The 19,636-nt window shown below is 42.0% G+C and carries 23 protein-coding genes; 4 read left to right on the forward strand and 19 right to left on the reverse strand.

The window, feature by feature from the left end; all coding sequences use genetic code 11:
• The 19 genes from rpsE to rpsJ form a co-directional block, all read right to left on the reverse strand.
• On the reverse strand, positions 1–507 hold the full coding sequence (gene rpsE / locus WSC_RS0106225) for a 30S ribosomal protein S5 (RefSeq protein WP_016955058.1): 507 nt from the start codon (positions 505–507) through the stop codon (positions 1–3).
• 9 nt (positions 508–516) lie between these two features.
• Positions 517–870 (reverse strand): 50S ribosomal protein L18, encoded by a 354-nt coding sequence (gene rplR, locus WSC_RS0106230; protein ID WP_016955059.1) that lies wholly within the window; start codon positions 868–870, stop codon positions 517–519.
• A 9-nt stretch (positions 871–879) separates the two neighbouring features.
• Positions 880–1,413, reverse strand: a complete 534-nt coding sequence (gene rplF / locus WSC_RS0106235; protein WP_016955060.1) for a 50S ribosomal protein L6 — start codon at positions 1,411–1,413, stop codon at positions 880–882.
• A gap of 11 nt (positions 1,414–1,424) precedes the next feature.
• On the reverse strand, positions 1,425–1,817 hold the full coding sequence (gene rpsH, locus WSC_RS0106240) for a 30S ribosomal protein S8 (protein ID WP_016955061.1): 393 nt from the start codon (positions 1,815–1,817) through the stop codon (positions 1,425–1,427).
• Positions 1,818–1,843: 26 nt separating this feature from the next.
• A complete protein-coding gene (rpsN, locus tag WSC_RS0106245) occupies positions 1,844–2,149 on the reverse strand; it encodes a 30S ribosomal protein S14 (protein WP_016955062.1) in 306 nt (101 codons plus the stop codon).
• Positions 2,150–2,159: 10 nt separating this feature from the next.
• Positions 2,160–2,696, reverse strand: coding sequence for a 50S ribosomal protein L5 (gene rplE, locus WSC_RS0106250; RefSeq protein WP_016955063.1), 537 nt, complete (start codon positions 2,694–2,696; stop codon positions 2,160–2,162).
• Positions 2,697–2,715: 19 nt separating this feature from the next.
• Positions 2,716–3,030: a 50S ribosomal protein L24 gene (rplX, locus tag WSC_RS0106255; RefSeq protein WP_016955064.1), complete on the reverse strand. Its 315-nt coding sequence runs from the start codon at positions 3,028–3,030 to the stop codon at positions 2,716–2,718.
• Positions 3,031–3,039: 9 nt separating this feature from the next.
• Positions 3,040–3,408 carry a 50S ribosomal protein L14 gene (gene rplN / locus WSC_RS0106260; RefSeq protein ID WP_016955065.1) on the reverse strand — a complete coding sequence of 123 codons (369 nt, stop codon included), beginning with the start codon at positions 3,406–3,408 and terminating at the stop codon, positions 3,040–3,042.
• A 160-nt stretch (positions 3,409–3,568) separates the two neighbouring features.
• On the reverse strand, positions 3,569–3,829 hold the full coding sequence (rpsQ, locus tag WSC_RS0106265; protein WP_016955066.1) for a 30S ribosomal protein S17: 261 nt from the start codon (positions 3,827–3,829) through the stop codon (positions 3,569–3,571).
• Positions 3,829–4,020 carry a 50S ribosomal protein L29 gene (gene rpmC, locus WSC_RS0106270; RefSeq protein ID WP_016955067.1) on the reverse strand — a complete coding sequence of 64 codons (192 nt, stop codon included), beginning with the start codon at positions 4,018–4,020 and terminating at the stop codon, positions 3,829–3,831. Before rpmC ends, rpsQ begins: the two co-directional genes overlap by 1 nt.
• The gene (gene rplP, locus WSC_RS0106275; protein WP_016955068.1) at positions 4,020–4,433 is read right to left on the reverse strand and encodes a 50S ribosomal protein L16; all 414 of its coding nucleotides are present in this window, start codon (positions 4,431–4,433) and stop codon (positions 4,020–4,022) included. Before rplP ends, rpmC begins: the two co-directional genes overlap by 1 nt.
• On the reverse strand, positions 4,433–5,152 hold the full coding sequence (gene rpsC, locus WSC_RS0106280; protein ID WP_016955069.1) for a 30S ribosomal protein S3: 720 nt from the start codon (positions 5,150–5,152) through the stop codon (positions 4,433–4,435). The genes rplP and rpsC overlap by 1 nt, the downstream gene beginning before the upstream one ends.
• 2 nt (positions 5,153–5,154) lie before the next feature.
• Entirely contained in the window at positions 5,155–5,496 is a 342-nt protein-coding gene (gene rplV, locus WSC_RS0106285; protein WP_016955070.1) for a 50S ribosomal protein L22, read from the reverse strand.
• Between the two features lie 10 nt (positions 5,497–5,506).
• The gene (gene rpsS / locus WSC_RS0106290; RefSeq protein ID WP_016955071.1) at positions 5,507–5,785 is read right to left on the reverse strand and encodes a 30S ribosomal protein S19; all 279 of its coding nucleotides are present in this window, start codon (positions 5,783–5,785) and stop codon (positions 5,507–5,509) included.
• A 16-nt stretch (positions 5,786–5,801) separates the two neighbouring features.
• Positions 5,802–6,626: a 50S ribosomal protein L2 gene (gene rplB, locus WSC_RS0106295; RefSeq protein WP_016955072.1), complete on the reverse strand. Its 825-nt coding sequence runs from the start codon at positions 6,624–6,626 to the stop codon at positions 5,802–5,804.
• 16 nt (positions 6,627–6,642) lie between these two features.
• Positions 6,643–6,948, reverse strand: coding sequence for a 50S ribosomal protein L23 (gene rplW, locus WSC_RS0106300; RefSeq protein WP_016955073.1), 306 nt, complete (start codon positions 6,946–6,948; stop codon positions 6,643–6,645).
• Entirely contained in the window at positions 6,945–7,550 is a 606-nt protein-coding gene (gene rplD / locus WSC_RS0106305) for a 50S ribosomal protein L4 (protein ID WP_016955074.1), read from the reverse strand. Before rplD ends, rplW begins: the two co-directional genes overlap by 4 nt.
• A 17-nt stretch (positions 7,551–7,567) precedes the next feature.
• Positions 7,568–8,206 carry a 50S ribosomal protein L3 gene (rplC, locus tag WSC_RS0106310; RefSeq protein WP_016955075.1) on the reverse strand — a complete coding sequence of 213 codons (639 nt, stop codon included), beginning with the start codon at positions 8,204–8,206 and terminating at the stop codon, positions 7,568–7,570.
• A 30-nt stretch (positions 8,207–8,236) separates the two neighbouring features.
• The gene (gene rpsJ / locus WSC_RS0106315; protein WP_016955076.1) at positions 8,237–8,548 is read right to left on the reverse strand and encodes a 30S ribosomal protein S10; all 312 of its coding nucleotides are present in this window, start codon (positions 8,546–8,548) and stop codon (positions 8,237–8,239) included.
• Between the two features lie 387 nt (positions 8,549–8,935).
• On the opposite strand from rpsJ, the gene WSC_RS0106320 reads away from it, so the two are divergent.
• The 4 genes from WSC_RS0106320 to gltB all read left to right on the forward strand — a co-directional run bounded on the left by WSC_RS0106320 (position 8,936) and on the right by gltB (position 19,626).
• Complete coding sequence (locus WSC_RS0106320) at positions 8,936–11,170, forward strand: GspE/PulE family protein (RefSeq protein ID WP_016955077.1); 2,235 nt, start codon at positions 8,936–8,938, stop codon at positions 11,168–11,170.
• 98 nt (positions 11,171–11,268) lie between these two features.
• Positions 11,269–13,680: a glycoside hydrolase family 2 TIM barrel-domain containing protein gene (locus WSC_RS0106325; protein ID WP_016955078.1), complete on the forward strand. Its 2,412-nt coding sequence runs from the start codon at positions 11,269–11,271 to the stop codon at positions 13,678–13,680.
• Between the two features lie 183 nt (positions 13,681–13,863).
• Positions 13,864–14,793, forward strand: a complete 930-nt coding sequence (folE2, locus tag WSC_RS0106330; protein ID WP_016955079.1) for a GTP cyclohydrolase FolE2 — start codon at positions 13,864–13,866, stop codon at positions 14,791–14,793.
• A 366-nt stretch (positions 14,794–15,159) separates the two neighbouring features.
• Complete coding sequence (gltB, locus tag WSC_RS0106335) at positions 15,160–19,626, forward strand: glutamate synthase large subunit (RefSeq protein WP_016955080.1); 4,467 nt, start codon at positions 15,160–15,162, stop codon at positions 19,624–19,626.
• Positions 19,627–19,636 lie beyond the last annotated feature (10 nt).

A 19,636-nucleotide genomic window follows, 5' to 3' on the forward strand; every position in this document is an offset into this window, starting at 1 on the left:
TTACCCCAGAATTTCTTCAACGCTTAAACCACGCTTAGCAGCTACTTGAGCTGGAGACTTCATATCAGCCAAAGCGTTGATTGTAGCGCGAACTACGTTAATTGGATTGGTTGAGCCATAGCACTTAGAAAGTACGTTGTGTACGCCTGCAACTTCTAAAACTGCACGCATAGCACCACCTGCGATGATACCTGTACCTTCAGATGCTGGCTGCATGTATACTTTTGAACCAGAGTGACGACCCTTGATAGGGTGTTGTAACGTCTGACCTTTCAACTGTACAGTAACCATGTTACGACGAGCTTGTTCCATTGCTTTTTGAATAGCAGCAGGAACTTCACGTGCTTTACCGTAACCAAAGCCAACGCGACCGTTACCATCACCTACCACAGTCAAAGCTGTGAAGCTGAAGATACGACCACCTTTAACCACTTTAGAAACGCGGTTAACAGCGATTAGTTTTTCAGACAACTCTGGGTTGTTTTTAACTTCTGCATTATTAGCCATTGTTTACCCCTAGAATTGTAAGCCAGCTTCACGAGCTGCATCAGCTAATGCTTGAATGCGACCGTGATATTGGAAACCGCTACGGTCAAATGCAACTTTAGTTACACCTTTTTCAATTGCACGTTCTGCAATTGTTTTACCGATTAATTTAGCAGCTTCAACGTTGCCAGTGTATTTGATGCTTTCGCGAATGGTCTTTTCTACTGTAGAAGCAGAAGCCAATACCTCACCACCAGTCGGCGCGATTAATTGCGCGTAGATGTGGCGTGGAGTACGGTGAACGACCAATCTGTTGGCACCCAATTCTCTAATTTTTGCGCGTGCACGAGTTGCACGACGTAAACGAGATGCTTTCTTATCCATCGTATTACCCTACTTTTTCTTAGCTTCTTTACGTAGAACAACTTCATCAGCGTAACGTACACCTTTACCTTTATAAGGCTCTGGTGGACGGTAACCACGGATGTTAGCCGCTACTTGACCAACCAATTGCTTATCAGCACCTTTAACCAAAATTTCAGTTTGGCTAGGGGTTTCAACTGTAATGCCTTCTGGCACTTCATAGTCAACTGGGTGAGAGAAACCTAATGTTAAGTTTAAAGTTTTACCTTTAGCTGCAGCACGGTAACCAACACCGATTAACTGTAACTTACGCTCAAAACCTTTGCTAACACCAGTAACCATGTTATTTAACACAGCACGTGCAGTACCAGTTTGAGCTTGTGCACCTTCAATACCTTCACGAGGCAAAGTGCGTAAAACATTCTCTTCAACAACAACTTCAACAGCTGGGTTAACGTTCAATACTAATTGACCGTTAGCGCCTTTAACTGTTACGTCTTGTCCTGCAATCTTTACTTCAACGCCTGCAGGGATAGCGATAGGAGACTTACCTACTCGAGACATAATATTTCTCCTTACGCTACGTAACCGATGACTTCGCCACCCATGCCCGCTTTACGCGCTGCACGATCTGACATGATGCCTTTAGAAGTAGATACGATAGCTACACCCAAACCACCCATAACTTTAGGTAGGTCATTAGCCTTCTTATAAATACGAAGACCTGGGCGGCTAACACGAGAAATAGACTCGATTACTTCTTTGCCATTGAAATACTTTAACGTGACTTCAAGTTCTTTTTTCACGTCACCAGTTACCGCATAATTTTCGATAAAACCTTCTGCTTTTAAAACTTCAGCGATAGACACTTTAAGTTTTGAAGAAGGCATAGTCACAGCCACTTTACGTGCAGCTTGACCATTACGAATGCGGGTGAACATATCCGCGATTGGATCTTGCATGCTCATAATTCGTTACTCCAGTCTGTAGCCGCTTACCAGCTTGCTTTTCTAAGTCCAGGGATTTCACCACGCATGCAAGCTTCACGTAATTTAATACGGCTTAAGCCGAATTTACGTAAATAACCATGCGGACGACCAGTTACGTTACAGCGATTACGCTGACGTGCACGAGATGAATCACGAGGTAAGCTTTGCAATTCTAAAACTGCAGCCCAACGCTCTTCTTCAGTTACGTTTACGTCGCTAATTGTCGCTTTTAATGCTGCACGTTTGTCAGCATATTTTGCAACTAAGTTTGCACGTTTTGCTTCACGTGCTTTCATTGATTGTTTAGCCATAACTCTACACCTATTTCTTAAACGGGAAGTTAAAGGCAGCCAGCAACGCACGACCTTCCTCGTCAGAACCCGCAGTAGTAGTGATAGTAATATCCATACCGCGTACTTTATCAACTTTATCAAAGTCGATTTCTGGGAAGATAATTTGCTCGCGTACACCCATGCTATAATTACCGCGACCATCTAATTTAGACGGTAAACCACGGAAGTCACGGATACGTGGAATTGAAATGGAAATTAAACGCTCTAAGAATTCCCACATACGCTCGCCACGTAGAGTTACTTTACAACCAATTGGATACCCTTCACGGATTTTAAAGCCTGCTACAGACTTACGAGCTTTACATACAACTGGCTTTTGACCTGCGATAGCTGTTAAATCAGCTACTGCAAATTCTAAAGCTTTTTTGTCTGCAATCGCTTCGCCCACACCCATATTTAGGGTGATCTTTTCGATCCGAGGGACTTGCATGATACTTTTGTAACTGAACTGTTTGGTCAATTCAGCAACAACTGTATCTTTATAAAAATCATGCAGTTTCGCCATCGTTATACTCCAAACAAAATTAGATTAATTCGTTATTAGATTTGAAGAAACGAACTTTCTTCTCGTCTTCTACACGAAAACCTACACGATCTGCTTTACCCGTTGCTGGGTTGAAGATCGCCACATTAGAAACATGTAAAGGTGCCTCACGGTCAACTAATCCGCCTTGTTCACCCGTATTCGGGTTAGGACGAACAGCTTTCTTAACCATGTTGATACCTTCAACAACTATTTTATCATCGCCTGTTGAAACAGATAAAACTTTACCAGTTTTACCTTTATCTTTACCAGCGATTACAATGACTTGGTCATTACTACGAATCTTTGCTGCCATAATAAGCTCCTATAGAACCTCTGGCGCCAGAGAAACGATTTTCATGAACTTTTCTGTACGTAGTTCACGCGTTACTGGACCAAAGATACGTGTACCGATTGGCGCATGCTGTGTATTTAAAAGTACTGCAGCATTACCATCAAAACGGATCAAAGAACCGTCTGGACGACGAACGCCTTTTCTGGTGCGAACGACCACCGCGTTGTATACGTCACCTTTCTTAACTTTACCGCGAGGATTTGCTTCCTTCACAGTAACTTTAATGATGTCGCCTACACCTGCGTAACGGCGGTGCGATCCACCTAGAACCTTGATACATTGAACGCTACGAGCGCCGCTGTTATCAGCAACACCTAGCATTGTTTGCATTTGGATCATTTCGTGCTCCGCTTCTATTAAAAAAAACACCCACTTTTAGGCCTGGCTGCCTTAAGGGCGCGGCATTATACCACAAGTTTTTAAAAATCATAGATAAAAAAATGACCGGAACCAAAAAGGTACCGGCCATTTTCAATTTTGTTCTAAGCTAAGGTAATTATTAAGCTTTTTGTGCTTTTTCTACGATATCTACCAAAGTCCAAGATTTAGTCTTAGAAATTGGACGACATTCGCGAATAGTCACTACATCACCTTGGCCACATGAGTTTGACTCATCATGTGCGTGAATTTTAGTCGTACGACGGATAAATTTACCGTAGATTGGGTGTTTAACAAAACGCTCAATCGCTACAACGATAGACTTGTCCATTTTATCACTAATTACACGCCCTTGAAGCGTACGGATACTAGATTCGCTCATTACGCACCTGCCTTGCTATTTAACACAGTTTTTACACGTGCAATATTACGACGAACTTGCTTCATTAAATGAGTTTGCGAAAGTTGACCTGTAGACTTTTGCATACGTAAGTTAAATTGCTCACGTAATAATTCTAAAAGTTCAGCTTTTAACTCTTCTACTGATTTGTCTTTTAATTCGTTCGCGTTCATTACATTACCGTCCGAGTTACAAAGGTTGTTTTAAATGGCAACTTAGCTGCTGCTAAAGCAAAAGCTTCACGTGCCAAACTCTCTGGAACACCTTCCATTTCGTATAACATACGACCTGGCTGAATTTGGCATACCCAGTATTCAACACTACCTTTACCTTTACCCATACGTACTTCAAGCGGCTTTTTAGTAATTGGCTTGTCTGGGAATACACGGATCCAGATTTTACCTTGACGCTTAACGTGACGAGTCATCGCACGACGTGCAGCTTCGATTTGGCGAGCAGTCATACGACCACGCTCAGTTGCTTTTAAACCAAATGTACCGAAGCTTACTTTGTTACCGCTAGTGGCAGCACCGCGGTTACGCAATTTAAACTGCTTGCGAAACTTGGTTCTTTTTGGCTGTAACATTAACGATCTCCTTGCGGCTTACGAGATTTGCCTTTTGGCTTACGCTCGTTTTTCTTAGGCTCTTCAACTTGTGCGTTAGCTAGTGGTAAACCACCTAATACTTCGCCTTTGAAGATCCAAACTTTAACACCGATGATACCGTAAGTTGTTAAAGCTTCCGCTGTTGCGTAGTCAATGTCAGCACGTAAAGTATGTAGAGGTACACGACCTTCACGATACCATTCAGAACGTGCGATTTCAGCACCGCCTAAACGGCCGCTTACTTCAACTTTGATACCTTTAGCACCAATGCGCATTGCGTTTTGTACAGCGCGCTTCATAGCACGACGGAACATAACACGACGCTCTAATTGGCTTGCGATGCCTTCAGCTACTAACTGAGCATCTAATTCAGGCTTACGAACTTCGCTAATGTTGATCTGAGCAGGTACACCTGCTAATTGAGCAACTTTAACGCGTAATTTTTCTACGTCTTCGCCTTTTTTACCAATTACGATACCAGGACGAGCAGTGTGAATAGTCACACGAATACTCTTAGCTGGACGCTCAATAACGATGCGTGAAACTGAAGCTTTTTTCAATTCTTCAGTTAAGTACTTACGTACTTGGAAATCGCTATTTAACGTGCTAGCAAATTCTTGAGAACCGGCGTACCAAGTAGCACTCCATGGTTTAGTGATACCAAGGCGAATACCGGTAGGATGTACTTTCTGACCCATAATTATTCTCCTTGCTTATCCGCTACAACCACAGTGATGTGGCTAGTACGCTTGATGATACGGTCAGCACGGCCTTTAGCACGTGGTTTGATACGTTTCATTACCGGGCCTTCATCTACAAAGATTTTGCCTACGAATAATTCATCAATATCAGCACCTTCGTTGTGCTCTGCGTTAGCAATAGCAGACATCAAAACTTTCTTGATTAAGTCAGCGCCTTTTTTAGGGCTGAAAGTCAATAAGTCTAATGCTTGTGCTACAGGCAAACCGCGCACTTGATCTGCAACCAAACGACCTTTCTGCGGAGAAAGGCGGGCAAATTTGTGTTTAGCTAAAACTTGCATCATTCACCCCTTACTTCTTCTTCGCTTTTTTATCAGCAGCGTGGCCGCGATAAGTACGAGTTGGTGCAAATTCACCCAATTTGTGACCGATCATTTCATCAGTAACAAAGACTGGAACATGTTGACGGCCATTGTGAACAGCGATGGTCAATCCGATCATATCAGGAATGATCATTGAGCGACGAGACCAAGTTTTGATAGGTTTCTTGTTCCCGCTTTCCACCGCAGTTTCAACCTTCTTCAACAAGTGTAGGTCAATAAATGGACCTTTCTTGAGAGAACGTGGCATGGTGTTTCCTCACAAATTATTTATTACGACGACGTACGATGTATTTATCAGTACGCTTGTTCTTACGAGTTTTGTAACCTTTAGTAGGTGTACCCCAAGGTGATACTGGATGACGGCCACCAGAAGTACGACCTTCACCACCACCGTGTGGGTGATCAACCGGGTTCATTGCAACACCACGAACTGTAGGTCGCACACCACGCCAGCGTTTTGCACCAGCTTTACCCAATTGACGTAACATGTGTTCAGCATTACCAACTTCACCGATAGTTGCACGGCAGTCAGCTAATACTTTACGCATTTCACCTGAACGTAAACGTAAAGTTACATATGCACCTTCACGCGCTACGATTTGTACGTATGCGCCAGCAGAACGTGCGATTTGCGCACCCTTACCTGGTTTTAATTCAACTGCGTGAACAGTTGTACCAACTGGGATGTTACGCATTGGTAATGTATTACCCGCTTTGATTGGTGCATCAACACCAGAAGCGATTTCATCACCTGCACTTACGCCTTTAGGAGCAAGAATGTAACGACGCTCACCGTCTGCATAAAGTACTAACGCAATGTTTGCGCTACGGTTTGGATCATATTCCAAACGCTCAACTTTAGCTGGGATACCGTCTTTGTTACGTTTGAAGTCGATAACACGGTAGTGATTTTTATGACCACCACCAATGTGACGTACCGTAATACGACCATTGTTGTTACGACCACCAGACTTTGAATTTTTTTCAAGCAAAGGAGCGTATGGTGCACCTTTGTGCAACTCTGGGTTTACCACTTTAACTACATGGCGACGACCCGGAGAAGTAGGCTTACACTTAACTATAGCCATTTGTCATATCCTCCTGTTACTCAGCGCCGCCAACGAAGTCTAACTCGCTACCTTCAGCAAGTTTAACGTAGGCTTTTTTCCAGTCACTACGGCGACCGAAACGCGCACCGAAACGTTTAGTTTTACCTTTCACGTTTACAGTTGTTACGCTTTCAACTTTTACGTCTTCGAATAAAGCTTCTACAGCAGCTTTTACTTCTGCTTTAGTTGCATCTTTAACTACTTTAAATACGATTGTATTTTGAGTTTCAGCTGTAACTGTTGCTTTTTCAGAGATGTGTGGACCTAAAATGACTTTTAGACAACGTTCTTGACTGATCATGCTAACGCCTCCTCAAGTTTCTTAACCGCAGCTGCAGTGATTAACACTTTCTCAAATGCAATTAAGCTAACAGGGTCGATACCTTGAGTATCACGTACGTCAACTTTAATTAAGTTACGCGCAGCTAAGAATAAATTTTCTTCAATCTCTTCTGCAACGATCAATACGTCGTTTAACTCTAACTCGTTTAACTTAGCAACTAATGCTTTAGTTTTAGGAGAGTCAACATTGAACTGTTCTACAACAACTAAACGCTCTTGACGAACTAATTCAGATAAAATGCTGCGGATAGCGCCACGGTACATTTTACGGTTAACTTTTTGGCTGTGGTCCTGAGGACGAGCAGCGAAAGTTACACCACCAGAGCGCCAGATTGGGCTCTTAACAGTACCAGCACGTGCACGACCTGTTCCTTTTTGGCGGAAAGGTTTTGCAGTTGTAGCTGTAACTTCTGCACGAGTTTTTTGTTTGCGCGAACCTTGGCGAGCTGCTGCTGCGTATGCAACTACAACTTGGTGTACTAAAGCTTCGTTAAACTCACGTCCAAAGGTAGCGTCAGAAACTTCAAGCGCGCCAGATGCGTCTTTTAATGCTAATTCCATCATCTGTTTCCTCTAGATTAAGCTTTAACCGCTGGTTTAACGATAACGTTACCGTTGTTAGCACCAGGTACAGCACCTTTAACTAACAATAAGTTACGTTCTGCGTCAACGCGAACAACTTCTAAGTTCTGAGTAGTTACACGCTCAGCACCCATGTGGCCAGCCATTTTCTTACCTTTGAATACTTTACCCGGTGATTGGTTTTGACCAATTGAACCAGGAGCACGGTGAGAAAGTGAGTTACCGTGAGTCATATCTTGACGGTGGAAATTCCAACGCTTGATTGCACCCGCGAAACCTTTACCTTTAGAAGTACCAGTAACGTCTACTTTTTTAACTTCAGAGAAAAGTTCTACTTTAATCTCTGAACCAACTTCGATGCCCTCGCCTTCGCCGTCTTCTAGACGGAATTCCCATAAACCACGACCAGCTTCAACATTTGCTTTAGCAAAGTGACCTGCTTGTGCTTTATTTACGCGACTTGCTTTCTTCGCGCCTGTGGTAACCTGAAGTGCACGGTAACCGTCTGAATCGACAGTTTTAACCTGAGTGACACGGTTGGCTTCAACTTCGATGACCGTAACAGGTACAGAAGCACCATCTTCAGTGAAGATGCGAGTCATACCTACTTTACGTCCGACTAAACCAATAGCCATGTTTAAAACCTCTTAACTTTCAAATTGCTGTTAGCCAAGGCTGATTTGAACATCAACACCAGCAGCCAAATCTAATCTCATCAATGCGTCAACTGTTTTATCAGTTGGCTCAACAATGTCTAGCATGCGCTTATGAGTACGTAATTCGTACTGGTCGCGAGCATCTTTGTTAACGTGAGGTGAGATCAAAACAGTGAATTTCTCTTTGCGAGTTGGCAAAGGGATCGGACCACGCACTTGTGCGCCGGTACGTTTAGCTGTTTCAACAATTTCCATCGTTGATTGGTCAATCAGACGATGATCAAATGCTTTTAATCGAATGCGAATTCTTTGATTTGACATTGACCAAGCTCCAATAATAAAGAACAAAATAAATAAACACCGCCCTACGCACAAATTAATTATGTGTGGGAGTGTTCGGCATACTATTGAATCCCTATCGGATTCGTTGTTTCTCCATTTGTGCCCATCTGGTTTAACTACCTTGGCAGCTACTTCAGAAGATACGCAAATGTCCGTTGTGTTGAGTAGTAAAACGAGTCACTACAAACGGTGGTCGCGAATTATACAAACTTTCTTGGCTAATGCAACTTTAAATTACGCTGTTTTATATTTTTTATTGTTGTGGGCCAGTCAATTTAGCTGGTCAGCTCATTGGATAAAATCTCGCAATTTCAAGCTGCTGGGGTATACTCAAAGTTAATCTGCACTCAGGGATTTATAGTTACGATGCCCGATAATCTTTTTTATCAAAATCTCACCCGTTTATTACGTGAAATACACCAAAGCACGCATTTCGCCGATATTCTGCCAAAACTAGAGTCGGAAATATTGGTTTTATTTAATTGCGAGCGTATGACGGTTTACCAAAGAAATAAAAATAGTTATGACATAGTCTCGCGGCATAAATCTGGCAACGAATTAAAAGAAATCCGAGTGCCGATTGGCCCTCAATCGATTTCTGGTTATGTGGCTTTTAGTAAAGAGCCTCTTATTATTAAAGACCCTTACGACGTTGCCGAATTACAACTGATTCACCCAAAACTTAGATTTGCTTCTCGTTTTGACAAACAAACCAATTTTAAATCCCGTAATATGTTGGTAGTGCCTATTATTGCCAACGATGTGTTATTGGGTGTACTCCAGCTTATTAATGTCACTAACAAAGAATGTTTTGACGACACTGATAAAGAAAAAGCTTTTGAGCTTGCGTCATTTTTAGGGCAAAAGTTTAGGTATGAACTTGGTGGCACTAAAGCTCCCTTTGAATATTTAATCCATGAACAGCTTATTAGCCAAAAACAACTAACCGCCTGTGAAGAACAAGCGAAAGACTATTCAGATTTAATTCGCCGTTTATTGGAAGATGTAAAATTACAAAATGCCGATATTGGTAAATCACTCGAAGTTTATTACCAAGTTAAATACATCAACGCCAATACAACGTTACAACCCCACCCTGCCAACAATCATTTAAATACTCAGTACAAACGTAAAAATCTGGTGGTCATTTTAGCCAACCCAGAAATGCACCCTATTATAGTGATGGCGCAACCAACCAATGCCACTTTGTTACTTGAAGTTGAAAGTGCCACAGGTCTAATTAATTACGAACTTTGCGTCGCTTTGCCTGATGATATTTTAAAACTGATAGGTGGCTCAGGTTCAACTGACGAAAATTCAGCAGAGCTAGGGGAAATTTTAGATGAGATAGAAGATGCCACCGACGATGGTGACATTTCAGACGACGACAGTCCAAATGAAGAAGCGCCGGCAGTTGTGCGTTTAGTTAACCGCGTACTACAAGATGGCAAACGCTTAGAGGCGTCAGATATTCATATAGACCCAGGTAAAGGTAAATCACCAACCAAAGTAAGAATGCGTATAGATGGTGTTTGCCAAGAAATTATTCAGATCCCACATTCACATCACGCAGCGACTATAGCAAGAATTAAAATTTTAGCGCGTTTAGACATAGCCGAAAAACGTCTACCACAAGATGGTAAGTTCGCGGTGAAAATAAGTGGTAATTTAGTTGAAGTGCGGGTTGCGACTATACCAACCGTATTTGGTGAAGGTGTGGTTATGCGTATCTTAGCCTCTGGCGGCGCATTACCCTTTGGCGCACTTAACCTATCTAAACGCAACCATCAAATGCTTGAGCAGCTTATTCAACACCCACATGGGATATTATTAGTTGTTGGACCAACTGGCTCAGGTAAAACCACCACCTTGCATGCAGTGTTAGGCAAACTAAATACGCCTGATAAGAAAATTTGGACAGCAGAAGATCCGGTAGAGATCACTCAACCTGGCTTACAGCAAGTGCAAATGAACAACAAAATAGGTTTCGACTTTAAAACCGCACTGCGCGCATTTTTACGTGCCGATCCAGATATCATCTTAATAGGTGAAATGCGTGATAGAGAAACCGCACATGCTGGCGTTGAAGCGTCACTAACTGGTCACTTAGTATTATCAACTTTGCATACCAACTCGGCACCTGAAACCATTACACGTCTACTTGATTTAGGTTTAGATCCAGTCAACTTCTCAGATGCCTGTTTAGGTATTTTAGCCCAGCGTTTAATTAGAACCTTGTGCAAAGAGTGTAAAGTTGAATATCAACCCGATTCGGTAGAAATAGAGTTTTTACGTCGTCAATATGGCGAACAACATTTTGACGAGCTGGAGATTAATCCTGCTGAATTAAAATTATACAAAGCTGGCGGTTGCGATAATTGTGCCCACTCGGGTTATAAAGGTAGAACCGGCATTCACGAATTACTCCGCATGACACCGGCACTACGACAGCTGGTATATAAAGAAGCATCTGTTCCCGAAATGAAACACCAGTGTATTGAAGATGGTATGCGTACATTAGTGCAAGACGGCATTATAAAAGTGTTACAGGGCGATACAGACTTCGCACAACTGCAAAAAATAACCGCAGCTGAAGATTAACCCAAGCCATGGAGCATGAATAATCTAAGATGCTTGCAAACAAAAGGGTAAACATTTACCCTTTTGTGAAATTAATTTACCCAACATATGAGGTATGCATGCTTAGGTTTATTCTTGCCGCTGTACTGGCGACCCTATCAGTTCACAGTGTAAATGCACAAACACAATTTGATTCATTTAATTTTGCTTGGCAATTCCATCGAGGTGACATTAACAATGGCCAGTCACCTCAATTAGATACAGATAGCTGGCGAACAGTAAATTTACCACATGACTATTCAATTGAAGATCAACCTGGCACAAGCAGTCCATTTTCAGCAGATTCACTAGATGCGTACGACACGGGTTATACCCTTGGTGGCATTGCTTGGTATCGCAAAGAGTTTGTTAACACCAATAAAAGTGGTCGCACAGTTATTTATTTTGATGGCATCTACATGCTGTCGGAAATATATGTAAATGGCACAAAAGTAGGTGGACAAGCCAATGGTTATACAGGTTTTTACATCGACATCACTGAACATTTATACTCAGACCAAAGCAAAAACCTAATTGCGGTCAAAGTAAATAACCCACACCTTAATAGCCGCTGGTACTCTGGTTCGGGGATATACCGCCCGGTTAAGTTACTGCAATTACCACAAAACTATATTGCACCTTTTGCTAAACACTATCAGGCGGTTTTATTAAGTAACAACAATGCTGAGTTAAAAGTAACACTAGAACTAACCAATACCCAAGCAGATATCCAAGCCACACAGTTGGATACGCAAATTGTCGCCAGTAACGGCAAAGTAATATATCAGCATCAACAAACTGAATTTAACCAGCAGACGGCACAAATAACTCAATCACACCAACTAGCAGGTATTCAAACATGGTCAGCTGCAGCACCTAACCTATATACAGTTGAACAGACAGTTACTTTTAGCAATGGCCAACAACAGCAATTGCGACAAAAAGTTGGTTTTCGTTCGATTCAGTATAGTGCAACTCAAGGTCTACTCATTAATGACCAGCCTGTATTGCTAAAAGGCATGAACATTCACCACGACCATTACATGCTAGGCGCAGCTTCGTGGCCTGATGCTGAATATCGCAAATTATCCATTATCAAACAGGCTGGCTACAATGCTATTCGTTTGTCACACAACCCGCCTGCGTCCTCTTTATTAGCTGCAGCAGATGAAATTGGTTTATATGTAATTAATGAATCATTCGATAGTTGGAATAAACCTAAGTGGGATCACAAAAACGATTATTCAGCGCACTTCGCCAATGATTGGCAGCGCGATCTGAGCAATTTTATCAAGCGAGACATTAACCACCCAAGCATTATTATGTGGTCAATTGGTAACGAAATACCTGAGCAGGTTGATGACTTGGGTGTCGCAACAGCACAAAAACTTATCCAAGCAGTGACAACACTCGACACTACAAGACCTGTCACTATAGGCGCAAATGTAAGTGATGATTGGGCTGATAAACTGCTTAATCAGTTTGATATAGTTGGTTATAACTACCAAGAAAAGTTTTACCAAAAAGATCATCAGCGCCAGCCTAACCGAGTTATGTACGGCTCTGAAACCTACCCGGCACGAGCTTTTGAATATTGGCAATTCGTTGAACAACACCCTTATATTATTGGTGACTTTGTCTGGACCGGCTGGGACTACCTAGGTGAAGCTTCTATCGGTTGGACAGGTTATGCACCCGAATGGAAAGGTTTAGCGCCCTACCCTTGGCATCTGGCGTATTGTGGCGACATTGATGCATTAGGCAATAAAAGACCTGCTGCTTATTATCGAGACTATTTATGGCAGAGCGACCACAATGGCCTAGAAGTGTTTGTAAAAAGCCCACAACCTTGGTTAGAGCCAACACCAAACCCTGACTGGATCTTATGGTGGACTTACCCTGATATTCACCCAAGTTGGACATGGCCAAATGCTGGCACAAAACCATTAGAAGTCACTGTTTATACCAGGTTAGCTAAAGTGGATTTACACTTAAATGGGCAATTAATTGCAAGTAAAACCATAAGTGCAAGGGACGAGTATCAAGCCCACTTTCAACTGCCTTATCAAGCTGGCGATCTAACTGCACTCGGTTATAACCAACAAGGTGAGTTAGTGTCAGAGAAACGCTTAACCACCCACAAACAAGCGCATACAATTAAATTGTCTGCCGAGAAAACAGCAATAAATGCTGATGGACATTCACTAGTATATGTACAAGCGCAATTGTTCGACCAAAATGGTGTGCCGATTTACCACTTAAGCCAAGATCAACAAATCAAATTTTCCACAACTGGCTCAGGTAAGCTAATGGCCATTGGTAATGCCAACCCAACATCAACTGAAAGTTTTCAAACAAATACTCGTCAAAGCTTTCAAGGTAAGTTAGTGGCAGTCATTCAAAGTAAACTTGCTGGTAGCGAAGACATAACAGTCACAGCAACGGCTGCAGGCTTGCGCAGTGACTCAGTTAGCATCAAAATAAACCGATAGAAAAAATCGATTAAGTTGAGCGCAAAAACCCTAACACTTGGTGGTTTTTGCGCGTTTGTTTAATTGTTAAACTACACTTCCTGCTAAATTTTAAAAATCCGCAGCCAAACCGCACTTTTTATGGTATAAAGTGCGCCCTTTTTGAACAGAGTAATGATCTAACCAGCTATATTTGGAGTATGAATGCCAACTTCTATGCCTGACATCGCCAACCAATCCGCAGCCCAACACGAAGGGGAATTAGATTGGGTAGGCATGAGCGAAATTGAAGTGCCAATAATGATTGCAGCAAAAGATGAAAACGAGCGCGCAGTCAGTGCACGAGTTGAAGCTTTTGTAAATCTAACGCAGGCTAAAGCAAAAGGCATTCACATGTCGCGTTTATATTTATTGCTGGATCAACTGTCAACTGAAGGTAGTTTAACTAAAGAAAGTTTAGCTCAGTTACTAAATGACTTTATTGAAAGTCACGAAGAGCTTAGCGACAAAGCTTTTGTTAAATTTACATTTGACTACCATATGCGTCGTCGTTCATTAATTAGTGGTAAACAAGGTTGGAAAGCCTACCCTATTACAATTATTGGTTACTTCGCTGATGGTCAAATAACTACCGAAATGCAAGTAGATGTACCATACTCATCTACCTGTCCTTGCTCTGCAGCACTTGCACGTCAACTTATTCAACAAGCTTTTGCGAATAAGTTTGGTGATGAAGGTGCGCTAGATGCAAAACAAGTGAAACAATGGTTAGGTACAACAGAAGGTATAGTCGCAACCCCACATAGCCAACGCAGTGTCGCTGAGGTTAAAGTGAAACTTGCAGACGAAGTGACCGAATTCCCTATTATTGATTTAGTTGATGCAGTTGAACAAGCGTTACAAACGCCGGTACAAGCAGCAGTTAAACGTGAAGATGAGCAAGAATTTGCACGTTTAAATGGGCAAAACTTAATGTTTTGTGAAGATGCGGGTCGTCGTTTAAAACATACGTTAAATCAAGTTGCGGGTTACCTAGATTTTTGGATCAGGGTAAATCATTACGAATCATTGCATGCGCACGATGCTGTGAGTGTTTCAACCAAAGGAATAGCGGGCGGATATAGAGCCTACTAGAATATACATATTCAAATTTAATGAATGTTTATTCATTGAATTTGAATTAAAATTAGTCAACTGCAAAAAAATGATTTAACGGAGGCATTTTAGCCAAACGTCATTTTAACCGAAGTTAGCTACATTTTAGCCGAAATAAGCGGCAACATAATCACTAAAATCGACACAAAGGCGTGTTGAGAGACAAGTATTGCAAGATCGAATAGATTGATTTTAATGCGAGAAAACATTATCGTATTAGGTTCTGTCGAAAATTTAACTGAATGAAAATACATGGTAGCGATGCGCACGCAATCTTGTGGTAATTAACTTTACACACAATATTGCAAGTTGTACGCGGAAACCCATGGGCCTCGGAGGTTTTGAATGAAACTATATGACGCTAGCCAGTCAAAAGATAACTGTGGATTTGGCCTAATCGCGCATATGGACGGTGAAGCGAGCCATAAATTGGTTCGCACTGCGATTGGTGCGTTAGATCGAATGAAACACCGTGGTGGTATTGCTGCCGACGGTAAAACAGGTGATGGCTGTGGTTTGTTAATGCAAAAGCCAGACACCTTCTTTAGAGCTATCGCTGAAGAGAATAACTGGAAACTCGCCACTAACTATGGTGTAGGTACAGTATTTTTAAGCCAAGATGCAGAAAAAGCTGCATTTGCTCGTAAAGTAATTGAAGAAGAGCTTCAGCGTGAAACTCTGACTATTGTCGGCTGGCGTGTAATGCCTACCAACAACGAAACTTTAGGTGAAATTGCTGCATCACAACTACCACGTTTTGAGCAAATTTTCTGTAATGCACCTAATGGTTGGAAAGACATAGATTTAGAGCGTCGTTTATACATTGCGCGTCGTCGTATTGAAAAACGTATGACTGACGATGCAGACTTCTACATTGCAACTCTTTCAGGCTTAGTAACTGTTTATAAAGGCTTAGTAATGCCTGCTGATTTGCCTGCTTTCTATGAAGATTTAGCAGATCTTCGTATGCAATCAGCTATTTGTGTATTCCACCAACGCTTTTCGACAAATACATTACCTCGCTGGAAACTGGCACAGCCTTTCCGTTTCTTAGCGCATAATGGTGAAATCAACACAATTAAAGCTAACCGCCAGTGGGCACTTGCGCGTACTAGCAAGTTTGCATCACCTATTTTACCTGACATGACAGACGCTGCACCTTATGTAAATACAGAAGGTTCAGATTCATCGTCATTAGATAACATGTTAGAGCTATTATTAGCCGGTGGTTTAGACTTATTCCGCGCTATGCGTTTATTAGTGCCGCCAGCATGGCAAAACAATCCTGACATGTCACAAGAGTTAAAATCATTTTATGAATTCAACTCTATGCACATGGAACCTTGGGACGGCCCAGCGGGTATCGTTTTAACCAATGGTCGCCACGTAGCTTGTAACCTTGACAGAAATGGTTTGCGTCCTGCGCGTTACGTTATCACCACTAACCGCTTTATCACGCTTGCGTCTGAAGTTGGTATTTGGGAATATTCACCTGACGAAGTAGTTGAAAAAGGCCGCGTAGGTCCAGGTGAAATGTTGGCTGTTGACACCAAAACGGGTCAATTATGGCGCAGCAATGAAATCGACCAAGATTTAAAAGATCGTCATCCGTACCGCGAATGGTTGGACGAAAACGTTCGTCGTTTAACCCCACCTTCAGAGTGTGATCCTTCACTTGCGGGTAAACGTGACTACGACGATGTACAACTAGCTGTTTACCATAAGTTATTTAACTACAGCTATGAAGAAATCGATCAAGTTGTCAAAGTATTAGCAATTAATGGTCAAGAAGCAGTTGGCTCTATGGGTGATGACACCCCTATGGCTGTATTGTCGCGTAAACACCGCACAGTATATGACTACTTCCGCCAAATGTTTGCTCAGGTAACCAATCCACCAATCGATCCATTGCGTGAAAACCATGTAATGAGTTTACAAACTTGTATTGGTGTTGAACAAAACGTATTTAGTGAAACCACTAGCCACGCAAATCGTATTTTATTTGAATCGCCTGTATTAATGTATACTGACCTAGTTCAATTAAAAGCGACTGACAATACACATTACGCAACTGAAACTTTCAGCTTGAACTATGATCCTCAGAAAGAAGATCTGCAAGCTGCTATTAAACGTATCGTTGCTGAAGCAGTAGCTGCAGTTAAAGAGCGTAACGTTGTTATTGTAATCTTGTCAGACCGTGATATCGCTAAAGGTACATTACCAGTACCAGCGGCAATGGCTGTTGGTGCACTACAACAAGGTTTATTAGACAACCAAGTGCGTTGTGACAGTAACCTAATTGTTGAAACTGCGTCTGCACGCGATCCACATCACTTTGCAGTATTAATAGGTTTAGGTGCGACTGCTGTTTACCCTTACCTTGCATACGAAACAATTGAACAATTAGCGGACAAAAAAGCCATCAATATTGATGCTCGTACCGCAATTGCAAACTACCGCAAAGGCATCGGCAAAGGTTTATTCAAAATCATGTCGAAAATGGGTATTTCTACCATTGCTAGTTACCGTTGGTCGCAATTATTTGAAGCAATTGGTATTAGCGATGAAGTTATGGAAACCTGTTTCCGTGGTATCACTAGCCGCATTCAAGGTGCAGAATTCAGTGATTTCCAACAAGACTTAATTAACCTAGAGCGCATTGCATGGTTACCACGCAAGAAAATGACGCACGGTGGTTTATTGAAGTTTGTACACGGCGAGGAATACCACACTTATAACCCTGATGTAGTGAACACATTACATACAGCGGTTCGCAGTGGTGAATACTCAGACTATTTAGAGTTTGCAAAAATTGTAAACGAGCGCCCTGTATCAACAATTCGCGACTTGTTTAAAGTTAAACCAGGTCAAGCAATTGATGTAAGCGAAGTTGAAGCTGCGGAAAACTTATTCCCACGTTTTGACACTGCGGCTATGTCAATTGGTGCATTAAGCCCTGAAGCACATGAGTCATTAGCAATTGCAATGAACCGTTTAGGCGGTAACTCAAACTCAGGTGAAGGTGGTGAAGATCCAAAACGTTATGGCACAGAGCGCAACTCAAAAATCAAACAGGTTGCTTCTGGTCGTTTCGGTGTAACGCCACACTACTTAGTTAATGCTAGCATTATCCAAATTAAAGTAGCTCAAGGTGCTAAACCAGGTGAAGGTGGTCAGTTACCGGGTGATAAAGTTAACCCTTACATTGCAACATTACGTTACTCTGTACCGGGCGTAACCCTTATTTCGCCTCCACCGCATCACGATATTTATTCAATTGAAGATTTAGCTCAGCTAATTTTCGATTTAAAACAAGTAAACCCAACTGCACTTATCTCTGTTAAATTAGTGTCAGAGCCTGGTGTTGGTACTATCGCAACTGGTGTAGCCAAAGCATATGCAGATTTAATTACTGTATCTGGTTACGACGGTGGTACAGCAGCAAGCCCATTAACTTCAGTTAAATATGCAGGTTCGCCTTGGGAATTAGGTGTTGCTGAAACTCAACAAGCACTTGTTGAAAATAACTTACGTCATAAAGTTCGTTTACAAACGGACGGTGGTTTAAAAACTGGTTTAGACGTAGTTAAAGCAGCCTTATTAGGTGCAGAAAGCTTCGGTTTTGGTACTGGCCCTATGGTTGTATTAGGCTGTAAATACTTACGTATTTGTCACTTAAACAACTGTGCAACTGGTGTTGCAACTCAAGACGAAAAATTACGTGCAAACAACTACCACGGTTTACCAGACATGTGTGAAAACTACTTCCGCTTTATCGCGCAAGAAGTACGTGAAATCATGGCACAGTTAGGTATCCGTAAGTTTAACGACTTAATTGGTCGCACAGACTTGTTAGAAGTAATTGAAGGTCAAACAGTTAAACAACAAAAATTAGACTTATCTGGTTTGTTGTACAACTGCGAGCCATCAGCTGCAACAGCGCGTCACTGTACTGAGAAGAAAAACCCTCCGTACGATGAAGGTGCTTTAAACTTGAAAATGTTAGCTGAAGTTAAAGACACTGTAGCAAACAAATCAGGTGGTGTATTCCGCTTCTCAGTACAAAATACTGACCGCTCTGTCGGTGCATTAGTCAGTGGTGAAATTGCTAAACACCATGGCAACACTGGCATGCAAAGCGCACCAATCACTATTAACTTAACTGGTACTGTTGGTCAAAGTTTTGGTGTATGGAATGCTGGCGGCTTAAACATGATTTTAACCGGCGACGCAAACGACTACGTTGGTAAAGGTATGGCTGGCGGTAAGCTAGTAGTACGTTCACCAAAAGGCGTAAGCTATAAATCTCACGAAAGTGCGATTATCGGTAACACCTGTTTATACGGTGCAACTGGCGGTAAATTATTTGCTGCAGGCCGTGCGGGTGAGCGTTTCGGTGTACGTAACTCAGGTGCAACAGCTGTAGTTGAAGGTACAGGTGATAACGGTTGTGAATACATGACTGGTGGTATCATGGTTATCTTAGGCTCAATCGGCGTTAACTTTGGTGCAGGTATGACAGGCGGTTTCGCTTACATTCTTGACGAAAAAGACGACCTAGCTGGCAAATTAAATAAAGAGTTAGTAGAAGCGACTTCATTCGAAGATAAGAGCATTCTAGTAGAACACTTACGTGGTTTAATTAACCAACACTTTGAAGAAACAGGCAGTGAGCGTGCAGGAGATATCCTGAAAAACTTCAACGCTTACTTACCTAAGTTTAAGTTGGTTAAACCTAAAGCAAATGATGTTAATAACTTACTTGGTCACATCAGTCGTTCTTCTGATGAACTAAGAGTCGAGATCAAGTAAGGAGATTGTG

This window comes from Catenovulum agarivorans YM01, from assembly GCF_000281085.1.
Classification (GTDB): Bacteria; Pseudomonadota; Gammaproteobacteria; order Enterobacterales; family Alteromonadaceae; genus Catenovulum; species Catenovulum agarivorans.